The sequence below is a fragment of the Plantactinospora sonchi genome (genome assembly GCF_036422035.1).
Taxonomy (GTDB): Bacteria; Actinomycetota; Actinomycetes; order Mycobacteriales; family Micromonosporaceae; genus Plantactinospora; species Plantactinospora sonchi.
In genome coordinates this window covers 42,251-65,740 of record NZ_JAZGQK010000027.1, presented here as the reverse complement: position 1 = coordinate 65,740, position 23,490 = coordinate 42,251, and the positions used below count along the sequence as shown (strand labels likewise).

Below are 23,490 nucleotides of genomic sequence, written 5' to 3'. Positions count from 1 at the left end.
CGGGACCGCCGGTCAACGCGGGGTGGACCGGGCGGCCGGCACCGCACCGTTGCCGACCGCGGCGCCGACCCCGGTGGAGGCGGCGAACGGGACCTCGGCGTCGCCGGTCGTCAGCGGCCCGCCGTCCGGATGCCGCCACAGGCCGCGCCGACGCAGGATCGGCAGCACCCCCTCACCGAACCAGTACGCCTCCTCCAGGTGCGGGTGTCCGGAGAGGATGAACTCGTCGATCCCCAGCTGGTGGTACTCGGAGATCCGGTCGGCCACCTCGGTGTGGCTGCCGACCAGTGCGGTGCCGGCGCCACCCCGGACCAGGCCGACCCCGGCCCAGAGGTTCGGTGACACCTCCAGGCCGTCCCGGGATCCGCCGTGCAGGGCGAGCATCCGGCGCTGTCCCTCGGACTCGCTACGTGCCAGCCCGGCCTGGACGGCCTGGACGTCGGACTCGGCGATGCCGTCGAGCAGTCGGCGGGCCTGGGCCCAGGCAGCCTCGGCGGTGTCCCGGGTGATGACGTGCAGCCGGATCCCGAACCGGATGGTCCGACCGGCGGCCCCGGCGAGTTCCCGGATCCAGGCGAGTTTCTCGGCGACCTGGGTCGGCGGCTCGCCCCAGGTGAGGTAGACGTCGCTGTGCCGGACCGCCACCGGGCCGGCGGCCGGTGACGAGCCACCGAAGTAGATCGACGGGACGGGGTCGGGGAGGCGGCTCAGCCGTGCCTGCTCCACCCGGACGTGCGCACCGTCGTGGCTGACCGTCTCGCCCCGCCACAGTGCCCGTACGACGTGCAGGAACTCGTCGGTGCGGGCGTACCGGGCGTCCTTGTCGAGGAAGTCGCCGTAGCCGCGCTGTTCGTGTGACTCCCCGCCGGTGACCACGTTGAGCAGCAGCCGTCCCTGGGAGAGCCGTTGGAACGTGGCGGCCATCTGGGCGGCCAGGGTCGGTGACATCAGCCCGGGCCGGAACGCGACCAGGAACTTCAGTCGCTCGGTGACCTCGGTCAGCATCGCGGTGGCGAGCCAGGCGTCCTCACACCACGCGCCGGTCGGGGTGAGCGCGCCGACGAAACCGAGCTGTTCGGCGGTCCGGGCGATCTGGCCGAGGTAGGCCACGGTGGCCGGTCGGGCGCCGCCGGCCGCGCCCGGGGGCAGGCCGTGGCCACCGCCGACGATGTCCCGGCTGTCGCCGTAGGTGGGCAGGAACCAGTGGAAGGTGAGCGTCACGGGTGTCTCCAGCTGACGGTTGTACGCGGGCCACGACCCCGCCGCAGGTCGGATGGAACGACCCGGCGGCATCGATGCCGCCACTCTATCCATAAAACCTATTGGTTTAGTAGTCTATCCCCTCGCCCCCTCCGGACCGGTCCACACCCTCCCCCAGGAGCACCCATGTCCCATCCCGTTCGACGCTCCCCCGCACCTCCCCGTCCGTCGTCGCGGCCCGGCCGACGGCCACGGACCCGACTGGCCGGCCTGGTCACGCTGATCGTGCTGGCCACGGTCGCGCTCACCGGCTGTGGCGACGAGACCGCCGGCGCGGACGACAGCGGACCACTGCGGGTCGGCTACCAGCGGTTCGGCGGACTGAGCCTGGTGAAGGCACGCAACGCCGCCCCGGACGTCGAGTGGTCGCTGTTCGAGAGCGGCCCGGCGCTGACCGAGGCACTCAAGGCCGGCGCCATCGACATCGGCCAGGTCGGCGAGGCGCCACCGGTCTTCGCCGCGGCCGGAAAGATCAGGTTCAGGATCATCGGCACCTCCGCACCGGTGCCGCAGGGCGAGGCGGTCCTGGTCAAGGAGGATCGCGGGTTCCGCGACTTCGCCGACCTGCGGGGCAGGACCGTCGCCCTCAACAAGGGGTCAAACGTGCACTGGCTGCTGGTCCGGCTGCTGGAGGCGAACAACATGACGCTGGCCGACATCAACGTCAAGTACCTCAAGCCGGCCGAGGCGCGCCCAGCCTTCGACAACAACCAGGTCGACGCCTGGATCATCTGGGACCCCTACTTCGCCCTCGCCGAACAACCCGGCGTACGGATCCTGGCCGACGCCACCGGGCTGGCCAGCAACCGCGAGTACGTCCTCGTCTCACCGCAGGCGCTGGAGAGCCGGTCCGACCAGATCCGGACGTTCCTGGAGACGTACCGGAGCACCACGGACTGGGGCATCGCGAACCCGGAGGAACGGACCAGGACCCTGGCGCCCGAACTGAAGATCGACGAGGCCACCACCGCCCGGGCCCTGGCCCGCAGCGCCCAGCCGCTCGCCCCGGTCACCCCGGCGATCGGCGCCGAACTGCAGGCGATCGCCGACGGGTTCACCACGTTGGAACTGGTTCCCGGACCGGTCGACATCGCCAGCCTGGTCGACGACCGGTACAACGCGGTGTTCGGATGACCACAACCGCCCTCGTCGAGAACACCGACCGTACGCCGACACCGACCGCACCGACCGGGTCGCCGCGCCGCCGCGACGTCCGGAACCGACACCGGTGGCGCCGCGCGGTCACCCCGGTCGGACTGTTGGTGTCCTGGCAGGCCGCGTCGCAGACCGGGTTCCTGCCGCCGGAAAAACTCTCCGCGCCCAGCGAGGTCGCGCGTACCGCCTGGCGGCTGGCCCGGGACGGCACGCTCGGCGTCCACCTGCTCGACTCGCTCACCCGAGCGGGCATCGGACTGGCCGTCGGCGGAACACTGGCCCTGCTCCTCGGCGTCGTGGCCGGCCTGCTCCGACTCGGGGACGACCTGGTCGACCCACCGGTGCAGATGGCCCGGATGCTGCCGCACCTCGGCCTGGTCCCGCTCCTGATCATCTGGGTCGGCATCGGCGAGTCGCTGAAGGTCACCCTGGTGGCGCTCGGCGCGTTCTTCCCGATCTACTTCAACACGTACGCCGGGATCCGGGACATCGACGAACGCCTCGTGGAGGCCGCCCGAACCTGCGGACTCGGCCAACTGGCCCGGATCCGCCACGTCGTACTGCCCGGTGCGCTCCCCTCCCTCTTCCTCGGCCTGCGTCTCGCCCTCGGCGCCGCCTGGCTGAGTCTGGTGGTCGGCGAGCAGGTCAACGCGCAGACCGGGATCGGTTTCCTGATGATGGAGGCCCGCGAGTTCAGCCAGACCGACGTGGTGGTGCTCGGCCTGCTCGTCTACGCGGTCCTCGGTCTCCTCTCCGACCTCGCCATCCGGATCGCGGAAAGGAGGACCCTGCAATGGCGACGCGGTCTCCAGGCGGTCTGACCGACTTCCCGACGACGCCGACCGGGACCCGACCGGTGCTCACCGCCCGCGACGTCCGGCGGGCCTTCGCCGGGACCGTCGTGCTGGCCGGCGTCGACCTCACCATCGCGCCGGGCGAGGTGGTGGCCCTGCTCGGCGGCAGCGGCTCCGGCAAGAGCACCCTGCTGCGCATCCTGGCCGGCCTCGACCCGGACGCCACCGGCGGGATCTCCCGGACCGGCAGCCAGGCGGTGGTCTTCCAGGAACACCGGCTGCTGCCGTGGAAACGGGTCGCCGACAACGTCGCCCTCGGGGTACGCCGCACCGACGCGCCACACCGGGTCGCGGCCGCGCTCGCCGAGGTCGGGCTCGCCGACCGGGGCCGGGCCTGGCCGGCCGAACTCTCCGGTGGTCAGGCCCAACGGGTCGCGTTCGCCCGCGCGCTGGTCCGGGAACCGGCGCTACTGCTGCTCGACGAACCGTTCGGCGCTCTCGACGCGCTCACCCGGCTGCGGATGCAGACCCTGTTCGGCCGGCTGCACGCCGAGCACGGGTTCGCCGCGCTGCTGGTCACCCACGACGTGGACGAGGCGTTGCTGCTGGCCGACCGGGCCCTGGTCCTCGACGACGGACGGATCGTCGAGGAGGCGCCGGTCCCGCTGACCCGGCCACGCGCCCCGGACCACCCCGGCTTCGGCCCGTTGCGGCGACACCTGCTCGGCCGGCTCGGGGTACGGTCCGCGCCGGCCGGCGGCACGGACGCCTGACCCCCGCCCGCGCTACGCCCCGCGCCGGTCCGGGATCCGAGCGGGGTCCGGCGGGCCCAGGGTGCACGACAGTTCCCGGGCCGGCGGATCCGAACTGGACCGCCGGCCCGGGGGACGTCGTCGATCAGGCGCGACCGGTGAGGGCCGCGACGTAGCCGGTCGACACCTCCGGGTCGGCGAGCGACGACTCGGTCACCGCCAGCCCCGGTCGCACCTCGGCACCGAGTTCGGCGAGCAGTCCGCGCAGGTGCCGCTCCGACTGGGCGGCCTGCTGCGGGGTCGCCCCCACCGTGACCGGGACGGCGACCACTCCGGCCAGACCCTGGTGCGGCAACCGGTCCAGGAACACCTTCAGCAGACCGGTGTAGCTGCCCTTGTAGGTGGGCGTGGCGACGACCAGTACCCGGGCAGACCGGACGCTGGCCAGCCCACCGGCCACCCCCGCGTCGTCCGGGACCAGCAGGCGCTGCCCGTACTCCGCCAGGTCGACCACACTCGGTGCTGCCGTACCGTCCCGTTGGGCGATCTCCGCGCCCACCCTGACCGCCATCGTCCGGGTCCGCGACCCGGTGCGCGGGTTCCCGGAGAGAACCACGATCTCGCTCATGCGACGTCCTCGCCGCGTCCGTTCACGCTTCCTCCTTCTGCGTCACGACGCCCGCTCCCCTGCTCCGCTGGTGCCGTGCCCCACTGTCCTCGTGGTCCGGGTTGCCCCGCTGGCCGACAGTCCTCGCGCCCGGGGTCAGCGGGCCGAGCCGCACTCCGGAACGACCGGAGAGTCGGTGGTCGACCATGTCACTCCTAGCCGACAACCGTGGAGAGGAACTGGTTGGCCGGCCGGGGCAGGCCGTAGTTGTCGCGCAACGTCGTACCGGTGTACTCGGTGCGGAACAGGCCGCGGCGCTGCAGGATCGGCACCACGTGGTCGACGAACGCGACCAGTCCGGAGGGCAGCACCGGCGGCATGATGTTGAAGCCGTCGGCGGCGCCCTGGTTCCACCACTCCTCGATGGCGTCGGCCACCTGCTCCGGCGTGCCGGCGAAGGTACGGTGTCCGCGCCCGCCGCCGAGCCGACCGATCAGCTGGCGTACGGTCAGCCGCTCCCGGCGGGCCAGGTCGACGATCAGGGTACGCCGGCTCTTCGCCCCCTCGATCTGGTCCTCGTCGGGCAGCTCCGCCGGCAGCTCCCGGTCCAGGTGCAGGACGTCCGGTGGCACGCCGAGGGTGGTGGCGAGCTGACGCAGCGCGTACTCCGGTCTGATCAGCCGTTCCAGCTCGTCCTCGAGCGCCCGGGCCTGCGCCTCGGTCGCGCCGAGCACCGGCACGATCCCGGGCAGGATCCTGATGCCGTCCGGGTCCCGGCCCAGGGCCGCGGTCCGGGCCTTCAGGTCGGCGTAGAACGTCTGCGCCTCGGCCAGGGTCTGCTGGGCGGTGAAGACCGCCTCGGCGTAGCGGGCGGCCAGCTCCTTGCCGTCCTCGGACGAGCCGGCCTGGACCAGCAGCGGATAGCCCTGCGGCGGGCGGGGCACGTTCAGTGCGCCGGCCACCTTGAAGAACCGTCCGACGTGTCCCGGCGGGAAGATCCGCTCCTGGTCGCCCCAGATTCCGGCGGCCTTGTCGCCGCGCGGGGCGTCGTCGGCCCAGCTGTCCCAGAGTTTCCGCGACACGTCGACGAACTCGGCGGCCCGCGCGTACCGGTCCCGGTGCGCGGGCAGCTCGTCGAGGTTGAAGTTGCGCGCCGCGTCCACCCCGGCGGTGGTGACGATGTTCCAGCCGGCCCGACCGCCGCTGACGTGATCCAGCGACGCGAACCGTCGGGCCAGGTTGAACGGTTCGTTGTACGTGGTGGACGCGGTGGCGATCAGTCCGATGTGCCGGGTCACCCCGGCGAGCGCGGTGAGCAGCACGGTCGGCTCCAGTGCCCCCGAGGGCCGCCGGCCGACGTTGTTCCACAGCACCGGGCTGTCGGCGAGGAACAGCGAGTCGAGTTTGCCGCGTTCGGCGATCCGGGCCAGTTCCTGGAAGTGCCGGACGTCGGTGTGCGCGTACGGGTCACTCTCCGGCAGCCGCCAGGCGGCCTCGTGGTGGCCCACACCCATCAGGAAGGCGTTGAGGTGCAGCGTGCCGGGTCGGCGGGTCATGCGGCGGCTCCTTCGGCCTGGTTGACGCCGAGGGCGGCCAGCAGCCGCTCCCGGTACTCGACGACGTTCGGATGCCGGTGCGACCGCGGTCCCGGCAGGTTGATCGCGAGGTCGACGGTGAGCCGGCCGTCGTCGAGCACCAGCACCCGGTCGGCGAGCATGACCGCCTCGTCGACGTCGTGGGTGACCAGCAGGACCGCCGGCCGGTGCCGCTGGCACAGCTCGCGGAGCAGGCCGTGCATCCGGATCCGGGTCAGCGCGTCCAGCGCGCCGAACGGCTCGTCGGCGAGCAGCAGCCGAGGTTCGCTGACCAGGGCCCGGGCCAACGCGACCCGCTGCTGCTCGCCACCGGAGAGCTGGTTGGGCCAGGCCCTTTCCCGCCCGGCGAGGCCGACCTCGGCGAGCCGCGCCCGTCCCTGTCCGTCCGCCCCCGGGCCGGCGAGCCCGAGTACGACGTTGTCCAGCACCCGCTGCCAGGGCAGCAGCCGGGCGTCCTGGAAGATCACCGACGTGCTCCGCGGCACCGCGACCCGGCCCGTGCCGTCCACGTCGGCGTCGAGCCCGGCCAGCGCCCGCAGCAGAGTGCTCTTGCCTGATCCGCTGCGGCCGAGCAGGGCGACGAACTGGTTCTCGGCGATCTCCAGGTCGACGTCGTCGAGCACGGTACGTCCGTCGAACCGGCGGGTCAGTCCGCGGACCCGCACCGGCGGTCCGGTGACCTGACCAGGCCGGAGGTCCGGGGCGGCGTCGGCGGGAGCGGGGGCCGGTGCTGTTCCGGCCGGGGTGGTGGTCAGTCGGCCAGTGTGCGTCGCCATGACAACGCCCTCCTCTGTGCGAGCCGGACGGCTCCGTCGGAGAGCAGGCCGAGGATGCCGTAGAGGACCAGGCCGACGATGATCACGTCGGTCTGCCCGTACTGGCGGGCCAGCTCCATCATGTAACCGATCCCGCTTGTCGAGTTGATCTGTTCGACCACGACCAGGGAGAGCCACGCACCGACGACCGCGAACCGGAGCCCGAGCAGGAAGCCGGGCAGCGCACCCGGCAGGACCACCCGACGGATGAACCGGGCGTGGTTGAGTCGCAGCGCTTCGGCCAGTTCGACGTACCGGTTGTCGATGCTGCGCAGCCCGTTGTGGGTGTGGATGTAGACGGGTACGAAGACGCCGAGGGTGATGGTGATGACCTTCATCTGCTCGTCGATGCCGAACCAGAGGACCAGCAGCGGCAACAGGGCCAGGGACGGAATCGCCCGCTTGATCTGGACCGGCCCGTCGATGACCGCCTCGCCCCAGCGGCTGAGGCCGGAGAGCAGGGCGAGCACCGCGCCGATGAGCACCCCGAAGGCCAGGCCCAGGCCGGCCCGTTGGGTGGAGACCAGCAGACTCTCCTGGAGCCGTCCGTTGGAGATCAGGTCGCCGGTGGTGGTCACCACCGTCCATGGCGCGGAGAGGGTCCGTTCGTCGAGCAGACCGGTCACCGAGCCGACGGCCCAGATCACGAGCAGCAGCAGGGGTCCGATCGCGGCGCCGAACGGGATCGGTCGGCCCGGACCGAGTCGCCGACGACGCCGACGAAGGGCGGAGCCGGTCCGCCGGCCACCCGCGTCCGATGTCGCCGCCCCCGATGTCAGCACGTCCGCTGTCGCCGTGGCCGCTGTCGCCGTGGCCGCTGTCGCCGTGGCCGATGTCGCCGTGGCCGATGTCGCCGTGCCGGGGACCGGCGGATGGCTGGTCCTCGCCGGGTTCGCCTGTGTGGTCATCGGGTCACACCCCCCTTGACCGCGTCGGCGGCCAACGTCTCGTACCGCAGGTCGTACAGGTCGGCCGCCTTCAGCGGCTTGTTGCCGGTCTCGACCGCGAGCAGGTCGACCGTCTGCTGGTGCCGGGCGATCACGTCGGTCCAGCTGGCCGGGATGTCCGGCACCCCGGCGTTCTCCACCAGCCACAGACCGTCCTCACGGGTCAGCCCCTGGTCCTGGACGTAGTACCGCTCGATCCACTCGTCCGGGTTCTGCTCGACCCAGATCAGTGCCCGGGCCCAGTGCTGGACGTACGCGCGGATCGCGGCCGCCTTCGCCGAGTCCTCCAGTACGGTGACCGGCGAGTACAGGTGGCTGGGATCGTCGCGCAGCCCGTGCGAGATGGTGGTTCCGCCGTCCCGGGCGTACTTGGCCTGGTAGCGCTTGACCTGGATGCCGCCGATCGGGGCGACGTCCACCTGTCGGCTGGCCAGGGCGGTCGCGTACACGTCACCGGTGCTGGCCAGTTCGACCAGCCGTACGTCGCTCTTCGCCAGCCCGGCCTTCTGCAGCACCCGCAGCACCAGGGCGCCCTGGGCCTGTCCCGGGCTGTAGGCGATCCGCTTGCCGCGCAGGTCGGCCAGGCTCGCCACGGTGATCCCGGGTGCGACACCGAGCTGGTAGATCGGGTGGTTCACCGGATCCTGCCGGAACCGGGCCGCGACTATCCGGACCGGCAGCCCGGTCCAGGTCGCGTGGATCGGCGGAATGTCCGCCACCGCGCCGATGTCCAGGGCGTCGGCCCGGAACGCCTCGATGGTCTGCGGGCCGCCGCTGATGTTCGCCCAGGAGACCTCGAAGGCGAACTTGTTGATCTCTCCGGAGAACTCAATCGCCTTCTGGGTCTCCTTGTCGCCGACCCGCAGCACGGTGTCACCGGGCACCTCGGCCGGCAGTGGTGCGTCGAGGGCGAGCCGCACCGCCGGGGTGTCCTCGCCGGCACAGGCGGTGAGACCGGTGGCCGCGACGCCGAGCGCGGCCGCGAGAAGGGTACGCCGACGCAGGACGGGCGGGCCGCCGGTCGCGGAGAACGGAATGGACGGAGGGGACATGGTTGACTCCTGCACGCAGGTTCGACGGACCGTCGGATCGCATCGGCGGCCCGGTACGGAATGGAGACGCTGGGTGGCGGAACGCTGACCGCTCAGCTGGCGGCCGGCAACCCGTCGGTCAGGGACGCGTACCGGCCCATGTGGTAGAGCAGCGGCGCGACGCCGTCGTCGTCGTGCGCGCCGACCAGCGGCTCGGCCAGCACGATCGTGTGGTCGCCGGCCAGCACCCGGTCCACCACCCGACACACCAGCCAGGCGAGCGTCCCGTCCAGCAGCGGTACGTCGTACGGGCCGGGCCGCCACCGTCGGTAGGCGGCAAACCGGTCGATGCCGCTGGTCGCGAACGTCCGGGCCACCTCGCGCTGCCCCTCGCCCAGCAGGTGTACGCCGACGTGTCCGGTCGTGGCCACCGTCGGCCAGCTCGACGAGGTGCGGTCGAGGCAGAACGAGACCAGCGGAGGGTGCAGGGAGACCGAGGTGAACGAGGTGGCGGTGAAGCCGGCCGGCGGCTCCCCCGCCGCGGTCACCACGGTCACCGTGGCCGCCTGTCGGCGCAGCAGCGTCCGGAACCGCGCTGAATCGAGTTGGATCGACTCGGAAATTGTCATGACATCTCTCCTGTCCGTCACGTGGCCAGCGCCGTCGAAAGCGAAGATGGGTAGCGGACACCCACGGCGGACGACCCGTAGAAAATGGGACGCTGCCGCTGGGCGGGGCACGGGAAATGAATCCACCGACACGTCGGCGTGTGGCAGGACGTATGACCGGATCAGCGGGGCTCGGCCGGCGGGATCAACCCGGCAGCAGGCCGGGCGGCGCGGTCAGCGGGGACAGCCTGCGCTGGCGTGGCGAGCCAGATCGATGTGCAGGCGGCTGACGAGGTGGAGGATGTATTGCCGCTGCATGTGATGAATAATCCGCGCCAGCATCAGGCACGGTCAACATCGTTCCAAAATCCGGGAACCGCATCCGCAATTCTGGCCCGTCACCCGAATTCGTCGGGGATATGTCCGGACAACCCCGTAGGAATAAGAGAACGACGAGTCAACCAACTATTAACATCTGCGCCGGACACGTTTCCCGCCGGGCCGCCACCTGTCCGGCAGCCGTCCCGACCCTCGTTGGGGCCACGTCCGGTGTGCGGCGGCAACACCCCTCCGGCGGCCACCGGTCGGTACGGCACGACGAGCGCAGGGCCGCCCACCGTAGGCGCCACGCCGGGCCGTACCGCGCCGTACGGTGCCGCGCCGAAGCGGGTCGCAAGCCCCCCGGACCAGGGTCCCGCCGAACCACCGCAACCGGGTCACGTACCGCCCTCATCTGGCTCCGGAGGGCCATCCGTGCGCCCGGCGGTGGCCGCCGTGCGTGTTCTCTGGGAGCCGTGTACAGTAGTGCCCCGTGCGGCCCTGCAAGTGCCGAACCGGTGAGATCATCACTCGGTCGGTCAGGTAGGGTTGCGGAGCAAGTCCGGGTGGCGGAATGGCAGACGCGCTAGCTTGAGGTGCTAGTGCCCGTATAGGGCGTGGGGGTTCAAGTCCCCCCTCGGACACAGAATTTTCGCATCGGTACGCAATACGCCGTACAGGTGTTCAGGCCTACTTGAACACCTGTATCTATCCTCTGACGTCACTGCTAGTGATCGCCGCGCAGAGGCGGGGTGGCCGCGATGACCGCCCTCGTGCCGCCGGTAGTTCCCCAGTCGACTCCCAGAGGCGCCGCTGCCGACCCAGGGCCACTGACGTCGGGCGCGACGGCCGCTTCCCGTGCCGGCCTCGGATGCCCACTTCACACGAGTGACCGACACCGTGTGCGCGTTGAGCGCGGGGGACAAGAGAAGCCGCGACACGCACTCAATTCGACATGACCGTGCGCCACGCATCTGCTCGGTCGTCACCCTGCGTAGCTCGGAGACGCGCGCGCCACAGCAGATCCGGGTGCAGTCGCCGCCGCTCCAGTTTCCTGACGCGGAGGAGACCGAAATACGGCTGCTGCGCCGGAAGCGCTGAGTTACGGTGCTCCGGTGCAGGCGAATGCGGCCCGGCGGGCAACACAGGCAGCCATGTCGATCGCCTCATCGCTCGGCCTGACCGCCTACGATGCCGCCGTCCTGCACGACTCGAACAAGCTCACTCTGCGTCTGCAGCCCTGTGACGTGCTGGCACGGGTGACACCGGCGGCGCACCAGTGCGCCCAGCTTGAAGTGGATACCGCTAAGCGACTGTTCGAGATCGGGAGCCCGGTGGCCGCGCTGGAAGCGCCCGAGGTCTTCGTCTGGGACGACTACGTGGTCACTCTGTGGACCTACTACGAGCCAGTGACTACTCAAGCGATCCCACCCGCGGACTACGCCAGAGCGCTCGAACGTCTGCACGCCGGAATGCGCCGGGTCGACCTGCCCACCCCGCACTTCACGGACCGCGTTTCCGCGGCCCAAACGCTCCTGGCGAACCACGACCGGACGCCGAAGCTGGCCGACGCAGACCGGATCTTTCTCGCCGACAACCTGGAGCGCCTGCGCCGAGCGGTCAGCGATAGCGGCCGGCCCGAACAACTCCTGCACGGCGAACCTCACCCGGGCAACCTGCTCTCGACCCCGATCGGCCTGCTCTTCATCGACTTCGAGACGTGCTGTCGGGGGCCGATCGAGTTCGACCTCGCCCACGCACCCGACGAGGTCGGAGACCTCTACCCGGGAGTCGATCACCAGCTGCTCCGAGATTGCCGGGCCCTCATGCTGGCGATGATCACTACGTGGCGCTGGGATCGCGACGACCAGTTCCCCGACGGCCACAGCCTCGGCATCGAGTGGCTGAGCGAACTCCGGAAGGCGACGGCTCGGTAAATTACCGAGCCCGTTATCGCGAGCCCCGTTATCGGCAGTTCAGGATGCTGCATGACCCGCTGCCTGGTTACCCGCTGCCCAGTGGGTGCGCGGCGATCCCGAGGAGATGGACCCGTCGGGTGGCCCACCTCCATGACCACCAGTGCGTAGCCCGCAAACGCCTGTTCTCGGCCCCAGGCCAACAAAGTGCTCTAGAGGTTGACGTCGATGGTGGCCATCGAGGCAGTGAACGCCTCCGGCCTGGGCAGTGGACTCCACCACGGATGGCGGTGTTGACTCGCCATCACCGGGGTCCGCTGGCGAGCCGCAGCCCGCCCTGAGCTGCGATATCGGCTTGGATAGGGTTCAATGACCATGCGGGTGAGCCCGACGACGTCGACGTGCGAGGTCTACGCCCACCCGCTGTTCATTCAGCGCACAGCGGGGCCGAGAATCTGGTCGGCCTCCTCGGTCAGCGTCGTGAAGCCGGCCACCACCGCTTCGTCGCGCATGGCCCGCGCCCGCCGCACGGCCTCGACGCCCCGTCCGGTGGTGACCTCGACGTAGGCCAGCTTGAGACCGGCCCGGATCCGTGGCATCGGATAGCTCAGCCGCTCGCACAGTGCGTACGCCTCACCAAAGCACCGTTCCGCCTCAACTAGAGAGTCCACCCTGAGCAGCGCGTTCCCGAGCGTGAGCAGCAACTCCGCCTGGGTCCGCTGGTCCCGGGTCGACCGGGCCAGCGCCAGCGCACGGCGCGCCGTGTCCACCGCGGCGTCGTGCTCGCCCAGCCTCGCGTGCATCTGGCCCAAAACCGCTGGTGCGCGGTCGGTACAGTGGTCAGAATTTCGTGGCCATGGCATAGGTCGGGCACTGTACTGGGCAGCTTGACGACGTGTGAATGGGACGGACCGGTGGACGAAATCTGGGAGCGGTTGACCCCGCAAGCCCGCGATCGGGTCGACGCGGCGTTGCTCGAGCGCGGCCTACTGCCGGCGATCGTGGTGCTGCGCGGTGAATGCGGACTCGACCCCACACCCGGTCTGTATGACGCTCAGGAAGCGGTACTGCGACGCCGACACCGTTTGATCGACCGAGGCATGCTAGAGGCGGCGCCGCGGCAGGAACTCGATGTCTCGAACGTTCTCGCAGCGACGAAGGCGATCACCGACTCGGTCGTGGCGGTCGAGGCGGTGTGGGACGGCGACACCCAGGGCTGGATGGTCGACCTGGTTGCGATCGTGGACCGCGCCGGCCGGCACCACGAACGCTTCGACGAGGTGCGGCTGGCGTCCATCCGCCACGGCGGCGATCTTCGATTGTTCAACGGACAGGTGCCGCCCTGGCCGGAGGCAGTCGAGGCCCAGCGGATCGGCGGCAACGTGGCGGCGCGCCTGGGTGTGCAGTTCCACTTCACCAGCCCGGAAAGTCCCGACACAGACCTGGCCCGCTGGTGGGACGGCCGACCCGCCACCATCCACCAGCGCCGGTATCGGTACGTCGGTCCGGCGGACGTGCTCGCCGCCGTCACGCCGGACGACAGCGGCCACCGGATCACGTCACTCGACGATCTGGCCACGTGGATGGCCGCACTGACACCGGCTGAGCGCCGCGAGCCGCACACGTACATCATCGATGTAGCGGGCGATCTGCGCGTCGCGCTCCGGCGCAGCGAGCACGTCGCGTGTGCGGGCGGTCGTCCGGTGCTCAGCGCCGGGGAGATCAGCTTCACCCGACAGGATGGGCGCTGGACGGTCGCCGAGGTGAGCAACCAATCCACTGGATACTGTCCCGAGCCCTCCTCATGGCCGGCTGTAGCCGCCGCCTGTGAGCAGGCGGGACTGGAGTGCCCCGGAGGGTTCACCGCGGCGTTCGAGTTCCGCCGCTGCCCGGTCTGCGGTCAGATCAATATCGTCAAGGACGATGACTTCGCCTGCGCCGCATGCGGCGGGGAACTTCCGTGGAGTTGGAACGTGTCGCGTTGAGCGACTCGTCATCAAGCTGAACTGAGGAGAATCGACGGTGGATGACCGGACACGGGAACGCCTCGACGCTGCGGTACGCGAGCAGCTTGGTGCCCATGGGCGAGTTCTGTCGCCGTGGCGGGCGTATCCGGAGATCGAACGGTTCAGCATCGGCTGGCGCATGGGCTACGGCGAGTGGCACCTGATGATCTGGTGGCACTGGTGGGAGTCCGCTGCCATGGACGAGGCGGCAAGAATCGCCTACTTCCAAGCCGACGAACCGCCGCACGAGTGGCTGGACTGGGCCGCGCACCAGATCTGGTCGAACGAGGACGTCGGTGAGGCTGGCATACGCCGCCTCGCCGAACACGGGATCGGCGCAGCACGGTGATCGATCGTCCGCTGCTGTTCCTCGACGTGGACGGAACGCTCCTGCCGTTCGCCGGCGCCGCGTGGCAGATTGGCGATGATGCCAATCCGCTGCTTGCCGGGCTCGACCCCGAACACGGCCGCCGCCTGTCCGCGTTGCCTTGCGACCTGGTCTGGGCCACGAGCTGGATGGCTGAGGCGAACGAGGTGCTCGCAGCACGGCTCGGCCTGCCTGAGCTGCCCATCGTCGACTGGCCCGACGACGATGACGTCGACGGTCGGCTGCACTGGAAGACGCGCCACCTCGTCGAGTGGGCCGCGGGACGCTCTTTCGTATGGGTCGACGACGAGATCACGGACGTCGACCGGACCTGGGTGGCGGCACACCACAGTGCTCCCGCGCTCCTGCACCGCGTGGACCCGCGCCGTGGCCTCACCGAGGCGGACTATTCCGCCATCGCAGAGTGGCTATTGAAGGACAACAAAGGCTGAGGAGGCGGTGCTCCACGAACCGCCTCCACCACGTCGGTGTCGAGAGCGGCACACCTGCGACGATCAGCCGCTAGACCATTGGGATCGACGCCGACAGCATCGGACCCGGTTGGACAGTTGCAGGGTAGCCGGCTGGGGCGCCGGGCGGGCGGCCCAGCGCCGGGCAGGCCGAGATCGCCCGGTTGCGGCGGGAGACCGGGCAGAACCGGCCAGTTCCTGCGCACCCCGGCATGAGCCTGGCCCGCCGATCAGGTCTGGCCCGCCGACCAGGTCTGGCCCCTACGCGGAGCCGATGGCAGTCACGTACAGCATTCTGGTCAGTTCGTACCGGGTCTGGCCGGCCCGGAAGCGAAACGTGGCCGCCCCGGCCGCCGGTGCCGTCGACGACGCTGGTGCGGTGACCTGCCACGAGACGGTCTGCACGGCAGCCGGGGCGAGATCCGGCCGCAGCGCCGGTCCGGTGGGCACCGCTTGCCAGCCATCGGGCACGGCGATCGCGGCGGTCAGGCCGGACACGGTCTCGTCGCTGACGTTCTCGACAGTGGCGATGACCGTGGTGGTGGCGCCGGCGCCGACGCTGGCCGGCTCGGCCGACAGGACGGCGCCGACCGGCGGCCGGTTCGGGTCGGCAGGGCCGCGGTACGCGCCGGTCGGGCCGGCCCGGTACATGACACGGCTGACCTCGATCGGCGGGTTCACGGCGCTGATGGTGACGTTTCCACGGGTGACGTTGCCACGGCTGCCGTCGACGATGCCGGTGATGGCCGGGTTGGTCACGTGGTTGTCGGTCAGGGTCAGGTCGCCGGTGTCGTTGCCGTTCTGGATGTTCGCGTGCGCCCACTGCTCAGCGGTGTCGACGAACACGTTCCGCCTGGCGGTCAGGTATCGGGAGCCCTCGTCGAAGTAGAGGCCGAGCTGGCCGCTGCCCTCGCAGAAGTTCTCCTCGATGATGCTGCGTGGCATCGCCGACAGGGTGTAGATGCTGCCAGCGTCGAACATCGTCTGTACGACGTTGCGGACGTGGTTGCCGACCACGCGCACGTCGCTCAACGTCGTCGGAGTCTGATAGATGGGCTGGAAGTCGTAGAGGCCCCGGTCGAGGTACTCCGGGTTGCCGCCCGGATCGTTCGCGCCCCACCCGTAGCCGATCCCGATGCCGGTGTACGGCGCGTCGCTGATGTGGTTGTGCGCGATGGTGAGCCGGGTGACGTAGCTGGCGAAGATCGGGTTCTGGTCGAGGAACTCCAGGATCGACGCGTAGAACCGGTTGTCGCGGATCTGGATGTCGCTGTTGACCATGCGGGGGTCTGACGGGTGGTGGGCGTCGGGACGTATGCCGCCGACCGTGATGCCGCCGCCGGCGCTCGCGGTGAACATGTTGCCGACCACGGAGACGTCCCGGGCGCCCAGCCCGACCCCGGTGGCGTGGGCGTTGGCGTCGTTGCCGATGCCGAGCCCGATGGAGCCGAGATTGACGAAGGTGTTGTCGCGGAAGCTGATGCCCTCGGCCGCCGAGACCTGCACCGCGGCGGGCGCCTGCGCCCAGCCGTTGCGGGATCCTTCGAATCCGCGGCAGCCGGCCGCACAGGAGGTGAACGCGTCGGCAGGACGGTCGGGCTGGACCCCGGTGATGAACGCCCCGGTCTGCTGGCTCGCGTACCCGTCGGGTGAGCTGGGGTGCAGCCAGGTGGTACCCGTGAACGTCAACCCTTCGAAGCGCAGGCTCCGGGCCGGTTCGTCGTAGCCGCCGCCCACCTGGAGCAGTGATTCCAGCCGCGGCAGCTCGACCCGCGCATGCCGCATGTCCTGCCCCGGCAGCGGCTTGTAGTACAGCGTCCCGGTCGTGGGGTCGAGGTACCACTCGCCGGGCTCGTCCAGGAAGTGCCGTGAATTCAGCAGGAAGTAGGTCGGTTCACGGAACGGGGCGCCGAGGGCGTCGTACCCGTAGGTGTTGTTGTCCCAGGCGGGCTGTTGCATGACGACGGTCATGGCGGAGATGCTCCGCACCGGTGCGAACCGGTTGGTGAACGACTGGATCGCCTGGAAGTCGATGCGTTGCTGGTCCGGCAACGTGGCCAGGTAGGCCAGGTCCGGGTTGTCGAGGGTGAAGCCGGTCGGGTCGAGCGTGATGTCGGTACGGTCGAGCCGGAGCCGGGCGCGCTGCGCCGGAACTCCGTCGACGTACAGCTGGCGGGTGTCGAAGCCGGCACCGACGTGTGCCTGGTAGATACCCTTCTCGGCGTCGTCGAGTTGCCAGCCGGTGACCGGCTGGGATCCGCTGAGAACCGCCGTCCCACCCGACGCCCGCCAGGTGACCGTGTGAGCGTCGCGGCCCGAGTCGGCGGCGTCGAACCGCAGCGGCTCGGTCAACCGGTACGTGCCGGCGAGTAGTAGGACGACGACGTCCTGATCGCCTCCTGCGGCTGCCACGCGTGCCCGCCGTTGCGCCTCCCGCAGGGTGGCCAACGGCCGTCCGAGGGTGGCTGGACCGCGGTCGCTCGCGTTTCCGGCGCCGGGTGGCGCGACCACGATGACGTGTTCCGCGGGGTGGGCTTCCGCCGGGTGGGCTGGCGCGGAGTGACGCACAGGATCTCATCTCCTTCGTGGGTTCGCTTTCCCGGATCGCGCCCGCGACCGGTGGCAGCGGCAGCGGCACCGGGCCGGGGTTCGACCCGCCGACGCCGGCACAGGCCAGGCCCGGCCCGGCTACCCGGCGCCCGCGGCGGCGACACGGACGACCGCGCGGACCCGGCGCAGGTGCGGCGCGACCTCCTCGTCGGGTCGCTGGTCGAGCACCAGGTGCCCGTCGGCGGCCCAGTGGATGCGTCGCAGCGCCGTGCAACTCCCCCGCCGCGCCGTGGAGCCGTCGTCGTAGGTCAGCCGCGCCCACGGCAGCTCGCGGACGGCCTCCCCGGTCGTGGCCTCGATCGGGGCGACCTCGACGGCGACGTTGCGGATGCGCCCGAACCGGCGCCGTAGCCGCATGGCATCGGCCTCGCCGAGCGGCAGCGCACAGGTCAGGACGTGACCGGGTGCCCCGTCGGGTACCGGTGGCATGGGCACCACGGGCGCCGCCGGGGACGGTGGTGCCCACGGTCCTTGCGGAGCGGCCGAGCTGGTGGACCACGTCCGGCCCTCGTCATCGGTCCACCAGAGCACGAGCTCAGCGCGCGCCTGGTCGTACACCCCGCGTGGGCGTCGCACACCGCCGCCGGCAGCCACCCGGACGAGGCCGACCTCTTCGTACCGGATGAGGTCCGGCGACTGGAACAGCAGCACGGCCGAGCCGGCCGACGGCTCCGGCGAACCGTCCGGCAGGGCGGGCGAGGCGACGACGGCGTACCCACCGGGGACCGCGAACACCCATGGATCGGTGAGGGTACGCACGCGATGGATGTCGAGGTGCTCGGTGGGGGCCGCGCGGGGGAACAGGACCCCGCGGTCGTCGTTGAGCCGGGTGACCGCGCCGTCCGGCGTGGCCAGCGCCAGGTGCAGGCTGAACGCGATTCGCGGCGGGTAGACCATCGGGTCGGGGTCCGGACGCCGCGTGCCGGCCAGCAGTACCGGCGCGCCCGGCGGCAGCACCGTGACGTCGAAGGTGTCCGGGTCGTCGAAGGTGTCCGGGTCGTCGGACGTGTCCGTGGCCTCGGGCCCGGCCGCGACCGTGATGCGGGCGACGACTGCGGCCGCCGCCCGGTTGGTGATCACGCCGGCGGTGACGTCGACGTCGGGATGGTCGGTGCTGAGCCGGACGCCGGCCGGCACGGCGGTGCCGGAGCGGAGGAACGGCGGCAGCACCACGCGGGGCCGCAGGGCGGACCTGGATCTGGTCAACCTTTGAACGCACCTTCCATGATCCCCTGCACCAGGCGACGGCCGACGAAGACGAACAACACCAGCAGCGGCAGCGTGGCCAGGAACGAGCCGGACATGGCCAGCCCCAGGTCGATGTCCCGGTTGTTCTGCAGTGCCTTGATGGCGATCTGGACGGTGTACCGCTCCGGGGACTTCAGCACGATGAACGGCCACAGGAAGTCGTTCCAGGCGTTGACGAACCCGAACAGTCCCAGGACGAACGCCGCCGGGCGGACCAGCGGGAAGGCGATGCGCCAGAAGATCTGCCAGGTCGTCGCGCCGTCCACGCGGGCGGCGTGCATCAACTCCTCGTTGATGACGCTGCTGATGTGCTGGCGCATCCAGAAGATACCGAAGGCGGTCACCAGCCCGGGGACGATCACGGCCTGTAGGGTGTCCACCCAGTTGAGCCGCGACATGATCAGATACTGCGGGATGACGAACAACTGGGCCGGTACCGTCATGGTCAGTACGACGATGAGGAAAAGTGTGTTGCGGCCGGGAAAGTCCAGCTTGGCGAAGGCGAACCCGGCCAACGCGCAGAGCAACGCCTGACCAACACCGATCGCGGTGGCGACTGCGATGCTGTTGAGCAGCGCCTGTACGAACGGCACGATGTCGAAGACCAGCCCGGCCAGGTAGAAGAAGTTGTCGCCGGGCAGGATCCGCGGTGGAAGGTTGTACGCGGTGGCCGAGTCCGTCGTGGCCACCACGAACATCCAGTAGAGCGGAAACACGCTGAGGAACACCATTGCGCCGAGCGCCGCATAGACGGCCGGGTGGATCCGGTTGGCGCTGCGCCGGCGGCGTGGCGCCCGCCCGGTGGTCGAGGGTGGGGTGTTCATGGTTGCTCCGAGCGGATGCGGGTGACCAGCAGGTAGTTGATCGCGGAAACGATCACGACCATCACGAAGAGCGCGACGCCGACGGCCGCACCGTAGCCGAAGTGGAACCGACCGAAGGCCTGCTCGTAGAGGAAGAGGGTGAGGGTCTGACACTGCCGCGCCGCTCCGCACGTGAGTCCGCCCACCGGGTTGGCCAGCAACGGCTCGGTGAAGATCTGCAGCCCGCCGATCGTCGACGTGATGACGGTGAACACGATGATCGGCCGCAGCGCCGGGATGGTGATGTGGCGGAACTGCTTCCAGCTGTTGGCGCCGTCGACGGCGGCAGCCTCGTACAGGTCGCGGGGAACCGCCTGGAGCGAGGCGAGGTAGAGCAGTGTGTTGTAGCCGGTCCAGCGCCAGGCGACCATCACGGCGATCATGAAGTGGCTGCCCCACACCGACGCCGTGAAGTCGATGTGCTCGAAACCCAGCATTCCGAGGAACCAGTTGAGCATGCCGTAGTCGCGGTCGAAGAGCTGGGCGAAGACGATGGTCGTCGCCGCCACGGAGGTGACATAGGGGACCAGCACCGACATCCGGAAGAACCCGGCCGCCCGCAGCCGGACGTGATTGAGTATGTGCGCCATGCCGAGCGCGAGCAGCAACTGCGGGACCGTCGACAGCACCCAGATGCTGAGCGTGTTGCGCAGCGCGCCCCAGAACCGCGGGTCGCGGACAAGTTCAGCGAAGTTTTCCAGCCCGACGTAGCTGCGCTCGCCGATGGGGTCCCAGTCGAACAGGGCGACGTAGAACGTGAACAGCAGCGGGAACAGCCCGAAGATGAAAAAGAGCAGGAAGAACGGCGCGATGTACACGTAGGGCGCCAGTCGCTCGCGTACGCCCTGCTGGACGCGGCGGTACCGGGTCGGCCGTGCGGGAGCCTTCGGGGCCGTGGCCGGGGTGAGCGTGGTGGTCACAGCGGTCACCTTCTCCGACGTGTGGGGGGGGGGGGGGGGGGGGCGGCCCCCCCCCCCCCACACGTCAGTCGTCTGTTCAGCCGCGGAGGGCGTTCTTGACGTTGGTCAGCGCGGTGTCCCACGCTTTGTCAGGAGCGACCTTGCCCTGCTCGACGCTGGTGAGGGTGTTGAGCAGTTCGCTGCCGATGGTGGCGTCGTCCGGACCGATGTAGAACGGCTTGATGTTCACCACGGACTGGGTGTAGATCTTGCCGATCGGGGCGTTCGAGAAGAACGGCTCCGCCCTTCCCACGAGCTGCGGATCCGTGTAGACGGACGGTGTCGTCGGCAGATTCCCCTTCATCAGGAAGTTCGTCAGTTGGCCGGCCGGCGACTGCATCTCGGCGATGTAGCTCCAGGCCGCCGTCGGGTTCTTCGCTCGCTTGGGGATGGCCAGGTAGCTTCCGCCCCAGTTCCCCGAGCCGCCGGGGATGGTGGCGATGTCCCACTTGCCGGCGGTACCGGGTGCGTTGGTACGGATGTTGTTGAGCATCCACGCCGGCGCGGAGACGACAGCGAAGTCACCCTTGCTCATGCCCGCGGTCCATCCGGTCGAGAACGAAGCCTGCTTACCGGAGATGCCCGTAGCGAAAATCTTCAGCGTCAGGTCGAACGCGGCCTTGACCTGTGGGTTCTTGTCGTACGACAGGTTGCGGTCCGCGTCGTAGTAGCGCTCCGTGCCCTGGTTGACCGCCTGGAAGAAAACACTCGTCGGCGTGTTGTCCAGGAACGGCTTGCCGGTCGCCTGGACGTACCTCTTACCGACGTCCGCGAACGCGTCCCAGTTCGGCCACAGCCTGGACACCTCGTCCCGGTCGGTGGGCAGACCGGCGGCCTTGAACAGGTCGGTACGGTACGCGACCGCCATGCCGCCGACATCCGTCGGTATCCCCACGATCCTGCCGTCCCCGGTCGTCGACTGCTTCATCACCCAGTCGAGGTAGTCGCCCTTCATCCTGTCGGCACCGAGCGTGGTCAGGTCCACGAAGTTCTCCGGGGACTGCATGAACTTCGGCAGGTCGTCGCCCTGGATCAGCACCAGGTCGGGGACCTTGCCACCGGCCAGTGCCGCGGTGAGTGCCTGGGCCGTCTCGGTTGTGCTGCCCACCTCGGTGAGCTTGACGTTGATGTCCGGGTGCGCCTTGGTGTAGGTCTCGACGTCGGCCTTCTGGTTGATCCCCGTGAACGACCAGAACTCGAACGTCTTCGGGTCGGACGAGCCCGAGTCGCCGTCCGATCCTCCTGGCGTACAACCGGCCACCAGGAGCGCGGCTGCGACGAAGACGCTGGTGGTGATGCTGACGCGCTTCAAGCGGCCCTCCATACTCGTGAGCCGTTGCGGCCTCGATGAACGTCCGACATCTGTCGTGTGATGTTTGACGCTAGTCAATGTCTCAGAATCCGTCAACGACCCGGGTCCGGCAGGCATCCCGCCTCGTCGTCCATGTCGAACCCGCCTGCTGGCACCCGCGATCCAGCAGATCGTCGCCGCGCTCGACGCGCGGACCGCCGTCCCGCCCGCATGCCCGCACTCGCCGCCTCGGTCGGCCCATCAGCGGCACCCACTGCGGCCACGAACGCCCCCGGCGGCGAGGAAGACAACACCGTCGACATAGATGATGGTCAGTGCCCGAGTCGTAGATTCGTGGGCAGTACGCGGCGATTGTTTCGAGGTTCCGTCAGCCGTCCTGGTCCACGCGAATGGTTCGGGGTCAGCATTCCACGCGCCTCTGTCCAGGCGGTGACGTCGGCCTCCGGAGCGCTCGCGACGGCGCAACACTGCTGCAGGCAGAACGGAGCCGGATTCCCGCGCAGCAGCGGGCACTCACGGCCCTGACCCACTCGGCTGAGGGGAGCCCGTTCGATGTCGTGTCCTCCAGCAAGGTGAAACTTGAACTATTTTCCTCTTCTGTCCGAGATTCCCGCTGACTGTGAGTACGGTGAGATTCGGGCGATCAAGCAATCCACCGCGGCAACGGAATCCGGCCGCCATCGTCCACGCGCCGCTCGACGGTGCTCTCGACCGGTTGCGGCTTCGGCTGGGTCGCATTGGCAGCCACGCCCACCTGCCCGCCTTCGGAAACCACTGACCAACGAGGGGAAACACATGCTCGGTATCTCGCTACGTCGGCCGAAGATCATCGCCGCAACGCTCGCCGCCGCAACGCTCATTACGGCGCTCGGCGCGGCCACCCCACACGTGTTGGCGGACTCCGGTCCGCGACCAACCCCCAACGGGGGGCATGACACCAAGCCAACCATCGTTCTGGTGCATGGCGCCTGGGCCGACGGCTCGAGTTGGAGTGGAGAGATCAGCAGACTACAGGCACGCGGTTTCGAGGTCCAGGTTGCGCCGCAGCCCAGCCGGGGGCCGACGATCGACAGCGGCTACCTGGAGGACTTCCTGTCCACCATCGAAGGTCCCATCGTGCTCGCGGCCCACTCGTACGGCGGCTTTATAGCAAGCGACGCCGCGACCGGCAACAGCAACGTCAAGGCGCTCGTGTTCGTCGACGCCTTCGCCCCGGACGAAGGGGAAACCGTGGAAGAACTCACTGCCGGCTCCGGCTCGGTGCTTGAACCGGCCTTGACCGACCCCACGAGCGTCTTCAGGCTCGTGCCGTTCCCCGGTGCCCCGGAAGGCGCGGTCGACACGTACGTCCTGCCGGAGGTGTTCATCACCGGCTTCGCCAACGATCTGCCTCGGCGGCAGGCGGCGGTGCTCGCCGTAACCCAGACTGCCCTGGCCACGAACGCCCTGGCGGAGCCCGCCACGGAGCCGGCGTGGAAGACGATCCCCTCATGGGCGGTGATCGGTACCGAGGACCGGGTCATCCCACCGGCCCGCCAGGAGGAGATGATGAACCGGGCGGGGGCCAGGATCACCCGGATCGACGCCTCTCACCTGGGACTGATCTCGCATCCCGACGAGGTCACCGAGGTCATCCTGGAGGCGGCCCGGGCGACCGTCTGACGGGACCTCGTGACATCGACAGCGCAACCGTGGCCGCGTGGGCCGACCCGGCCGACGCGACCGACGCGGCCACGGTGACCGCGATACCTGAGACCCGGTTGGTGCGCCGTTCACCTCGGGTACGGCCATGCAGGAACTGCGTGGCCGTACTCCTGTTTGACTCGCCTACCCCGCTTCGCGACTGGTCAAGCCGTC

General features: G+C 69.7%; 22 protein-coding genes and 1 tRNA gene. 9 read left to right on the top strand and 14 right to left on the bottom strand.

Features of this window, described 5'->3' with window-relative positions; translation table 11 throughout:
- Positions 1-12: 12 nt before the first annotated feature.
- A complete protein-coding gene (locus V1633_RS28160; protein ID WP_331217296.1) occupies positions 13-1,221 on the bottom strand; it encodes an LLM class flavin-dependent oxidoreductase in 1,209 nt (402 codons plus the stop codon).
- Positions 1,222-1,386: 165 nt separating this feature from the next.
- On the opposite strand from V1633_RS28160, the gene V1633_RS28155 reads away from it, so the two are divergent.
- Genes V1633_RS28155 through V1633_RS28145 form a run of 3 tightly spaced genes read left to right on the top strand, consistent with a single transcriptional unit; the run spans position 1,387 to position 3,982 of the window.
- Positions 1,387-2,394 (top strand): aliphatic sulfonate ABC transporter substrate-binding protein, encoded by a 1,008-nt coding sequence (locus V1633_RS28155; RefSeq protein WP_331217295.1) that lies wholly within the window; start codon positions 1,387-1,389, stop codon positions 2,392-2,394.
- Complete coding sequence (locus tag V1633_RS28150; RefSeq protein ID WP_331217294.1) at positions 2,391-3,236, top strand: ABC transporter permease; 846 nt, start codon at positions 2,391-2,393, stop codon at positions 3,234-3,236. Before V1633_RS28155 ends, V1633_RS28150 begins: the two co-directional genes overlap by 4 nt.
- Positions 3,209-3,982: an ABC transporter ATP-binding protein gene (locus tag V1633_RS28145; RefSeq protein WP_331217293.1), complete on the top strand. Its 774-nt coding sequence runs from the start codon at positions 3,209-3,211 to the stop codon at positions 3,980-3,982. The genes V1633_RS28150 and V1633_RS28145 overlap by 28 nt, the downstream gene beginning before the upstream one ends.
- 124 nt (positions 3,983-4,106) lie before the next feature.
- On the opposite strand, the gene V1633_RS28140 is transcribed toward V1633_RS28145, so the two are convergent.
- The 7 genes from V1633_RS28140 to V1633_RS28110 form a co-directional block, all read right to left on the bottom strand.
- Positions 4,107-4,589 carry an NADPH-dependent FMN reductase gene (locus V1633_RS28140; protein WP_331217292.1) on the bottom strand — a complete coding sequence of 161 codons (483 nt, stop codon included), beginning with the start codon at positions 4,587-4,589 and terminating at the stop codon, positions 4,107-4,109.
- Positions 4,590-4,611: 22 nt separating this feature from the next.
- Complete coding sequence (locus V1633_RS28135) at positions 4,612-4,776, bottom strand: hypothetical protein (RefSeq protein WP_331217291.1); 165 nt, start codon at positions 4,774-4,776, stop codon at positions 4,612-4,614.
- Positions 4,777-4,783: 7 nt separating this feature from the next.
- Positions 4,784-6,124 (bottom strand): LLM class flavin-dependent oxidoreductase, encoded by a 1,341-nt coding sequence (locus tag V1633_RS28130; protein ID WP_331217290.1) that lies wholly within the window; start codon positions 6,122-6,124, stop codon positions 4,784-4,786.
- On the bottom strand, positions 6,121-6,939 hold the full coding sequence (locus V1633_RS28125; RefSeq protein ID WP_331217289.1) for an ABC transporter ATP-binding protein: 819 nt from the start codon (positions 6,937-6,939) through the stop codon (positions 6,121-6,123). Before V1633_RS28125 ends, V1633_RS28130 begins: the two co-directional genes overlap by 4 nt.
- Positions 6,915-7,886, bottom strand: coding sequence for an ABC transporter permease (locus V1633_RS28120; RefSeq protein ID WP_331217288.1), 972 nt, complete (start codon positions 7,884-7,886; stop codon positions 6,915-6,917). The genes V1633_RS28125 and V1633_RS28120 overlap by 25 nt, the downstream gene beginning before the upstream one ends.
- Positions 7,883-8,977: an ABC transporter substrate-binding protein gene (locus V1633_RS28115; protein ID WP_331217287.1), complete on the bottom strand. Its 1,095-nt coding sequence runs from the start codon at positions 8,975-8,977 to the stop codon at positions 7,883-7,885. The genes V1633_RS28120 and V1633_RS28115 overlap by 4 nt, the downstream gene beginning before the upstream one ends.
- 92 nt (positions 8,978-9,069) lie before the next feature.
- Positions 9,070-9,585, bottom strand: coding sequence for a flavin reductase family protein (locus V1633_RS28110; protein WP_331217286.1), 516 nt, complete (start codon positions 9,583-9,585; stop codon positions 9,070-9,072).
- 857 nt (positions 9,586-10,442) lie between these two features.
- Here V1633_RS28110 and V1633_RS28105 point away from each other — a divergent pair.
- Together V1633_RS28105 and V1633_RS28100 are read left to right on the top strand one after the other, a co-directional pair.
- Positions 10,443-10,526: transfer RNA gene (locus tag V1633_RS28105), tRNA-Leu, on the top strand.
- 471 nt (positions 10,527-10,997) lie between these two features.
- The gene (locus V1633_RS28100) at positions 10,998-11,819 is read left to right on the top strand and encodes a phosphotransferase family protein (RefSeq protein WP_331217285.1); all 822 of its coding nucleotides are present in this window, start codon (positions 10,998-11,000) and stop codon (positions 11,817-11,819) included.
- A gap of 410 nt (positions 11,820-12,229) precedes the next feature.
- Here the strand turns inward: V1633_RS28100 and V1633_RS28095 are convergent, their stop codons facing one another.
- Positions 12,230-12,601: a hypothetical protein gene (locus V1633_RS28095; protein WP_331217284.1), complete on the bottom strand. Its 372-nt coding sequence runs from the start codon at positions 12,599-12,601 to the stop codon at positions 12,230-12,232.
- Positions 12,602-12,712: 111 nt separating this feature from the next.
- Between V1633_RS28095 and V1633_RS28090 the strand changes: the two genes are divergently transcribed.
- The 3 genes from V1633_RS28090 to V1633_RS28080 are packed head-to-tail and all read left to right on the top strand — an operon-like array spanning position 12,713 to position 14,623.
- Complete coding sequence (locus V1633_RS28090; RefSeq protein WP_331217283.1) at positions 12,713-13,783, top strand: hypothetical protein; 1,071 nt, start codon at positions 12,713-12,715, stop codon at positions 13,781-13,783.
- Between the two features lie 37 nt (positions 13,784-13,820).
- Positions 13,821-14,153, top strand: coding sequence for a hypothetical protein (locus V1633_RS28085; protein WP_331217282.1), 333 nt, complete (start codon positions 13,821-13,823; stop codon positions 14,151-14,153).
- Positions 14,150-14,623, top strand: a complete 474-nt coding sequence (locus V1633_RS28080; RefSeq protein ID WP_331217281.1) for an HAD domain-containing protein — start codon at positions 14,150-14,152, stop codon at positions 14,621-14,623. The genes V1633_RS28085 and V1633_RS28080 overlap by 4 nt, the downstream gene beginning before the upstream one ends.
- Before the next feature lie 279 nt (positions 14,624-14,902).
- Here V1633_RS28080 and V1633_RS28075 read toward each other — a convergent pair whose 3' ends face one another.
- From V1633_RS28075 to V1633_RS28055, 5 genes are all read right to left on the bottom strand, one after another.
- Positions 14,903-17,053, bottom strand: coding sequence for an NEW3 domain-containing protein (locus V1633_RS28075; protein WP_331217280.1), 2,151 nt, complete (start codon positions 17,051-17,053; stop codon positions 14,903-14,905).
- Between the two features lie 276 nt (positions 17,054-17,329).
- The gene (locus V1633_RS28070) at positions 17,330-18,457 is read right to left on the bottom strand and encodes a hypothetical protein (RefSeq protein WP_331217279.1); all 1,128 of its coding nucleotides are present in this window, start codon (positions 18,455-18,457) and stop codon (positions 17,330-17,332) included.
- Complete coding sequence (locus V1633_RS28065) at positions 18,454-19,323, bottom strand: carbohydrate ABC transporter permease (protein ID WP_331217278.1); 870 nt, start codon at positions 19,321-19,323, stop codon at positions 18,454-18,456. The genes V1633_RS28070 and V1633_RS28065 overlap by 4 nt, the downstream gene beginning before the upstream one ends.
- Positions 19,320-20,291: a carbohydrate ABC transporter permease gene (locus V1633_RS28060; RefSeq protein ID WP_407952119.1), complete on the bottom strand. Its 972-nt coding sequence runs from the start codon at positions 20,289-20,291 to the stop codon at positions 19,320-19,322. Before V1633_RS28060 ends, V1633_RS28065 begins: the two co-directional genes overlap by 4 nt.
- Before the next feature lie 67 nt (positions 20,292-20,358).
- The gene (locus tag V1633_RS28055) at positions 20,359-21,633 is read right to left on the bottom strand and encodes an ABC transporter substrate-binding protein (protein ID WP_331217276.1); all 1,275 of its coding nucleotides are present in this window, start codon (positions 21,631-21,633) and stop codon (positions 20,359-20,361) included.
- Between the two features lie 795 nt (positions 21,634-22,428).
- Between V1633_RS28055 and V1633_RS28050 the strand changes: the two genes are divergently transcribed.
- Positions 22,429-23,295, top strand: a complete 867-nt coding sequence (locus tag V1633_RS28050) for an alpha/beta fold hydrolase (protein ID WP_331217275.1) — start codon at positions 22,429-22,431, stop codon at positions 23,293-23,295.
- Positions 23,296-23,490: the final 195 nt, after the last annotated feature.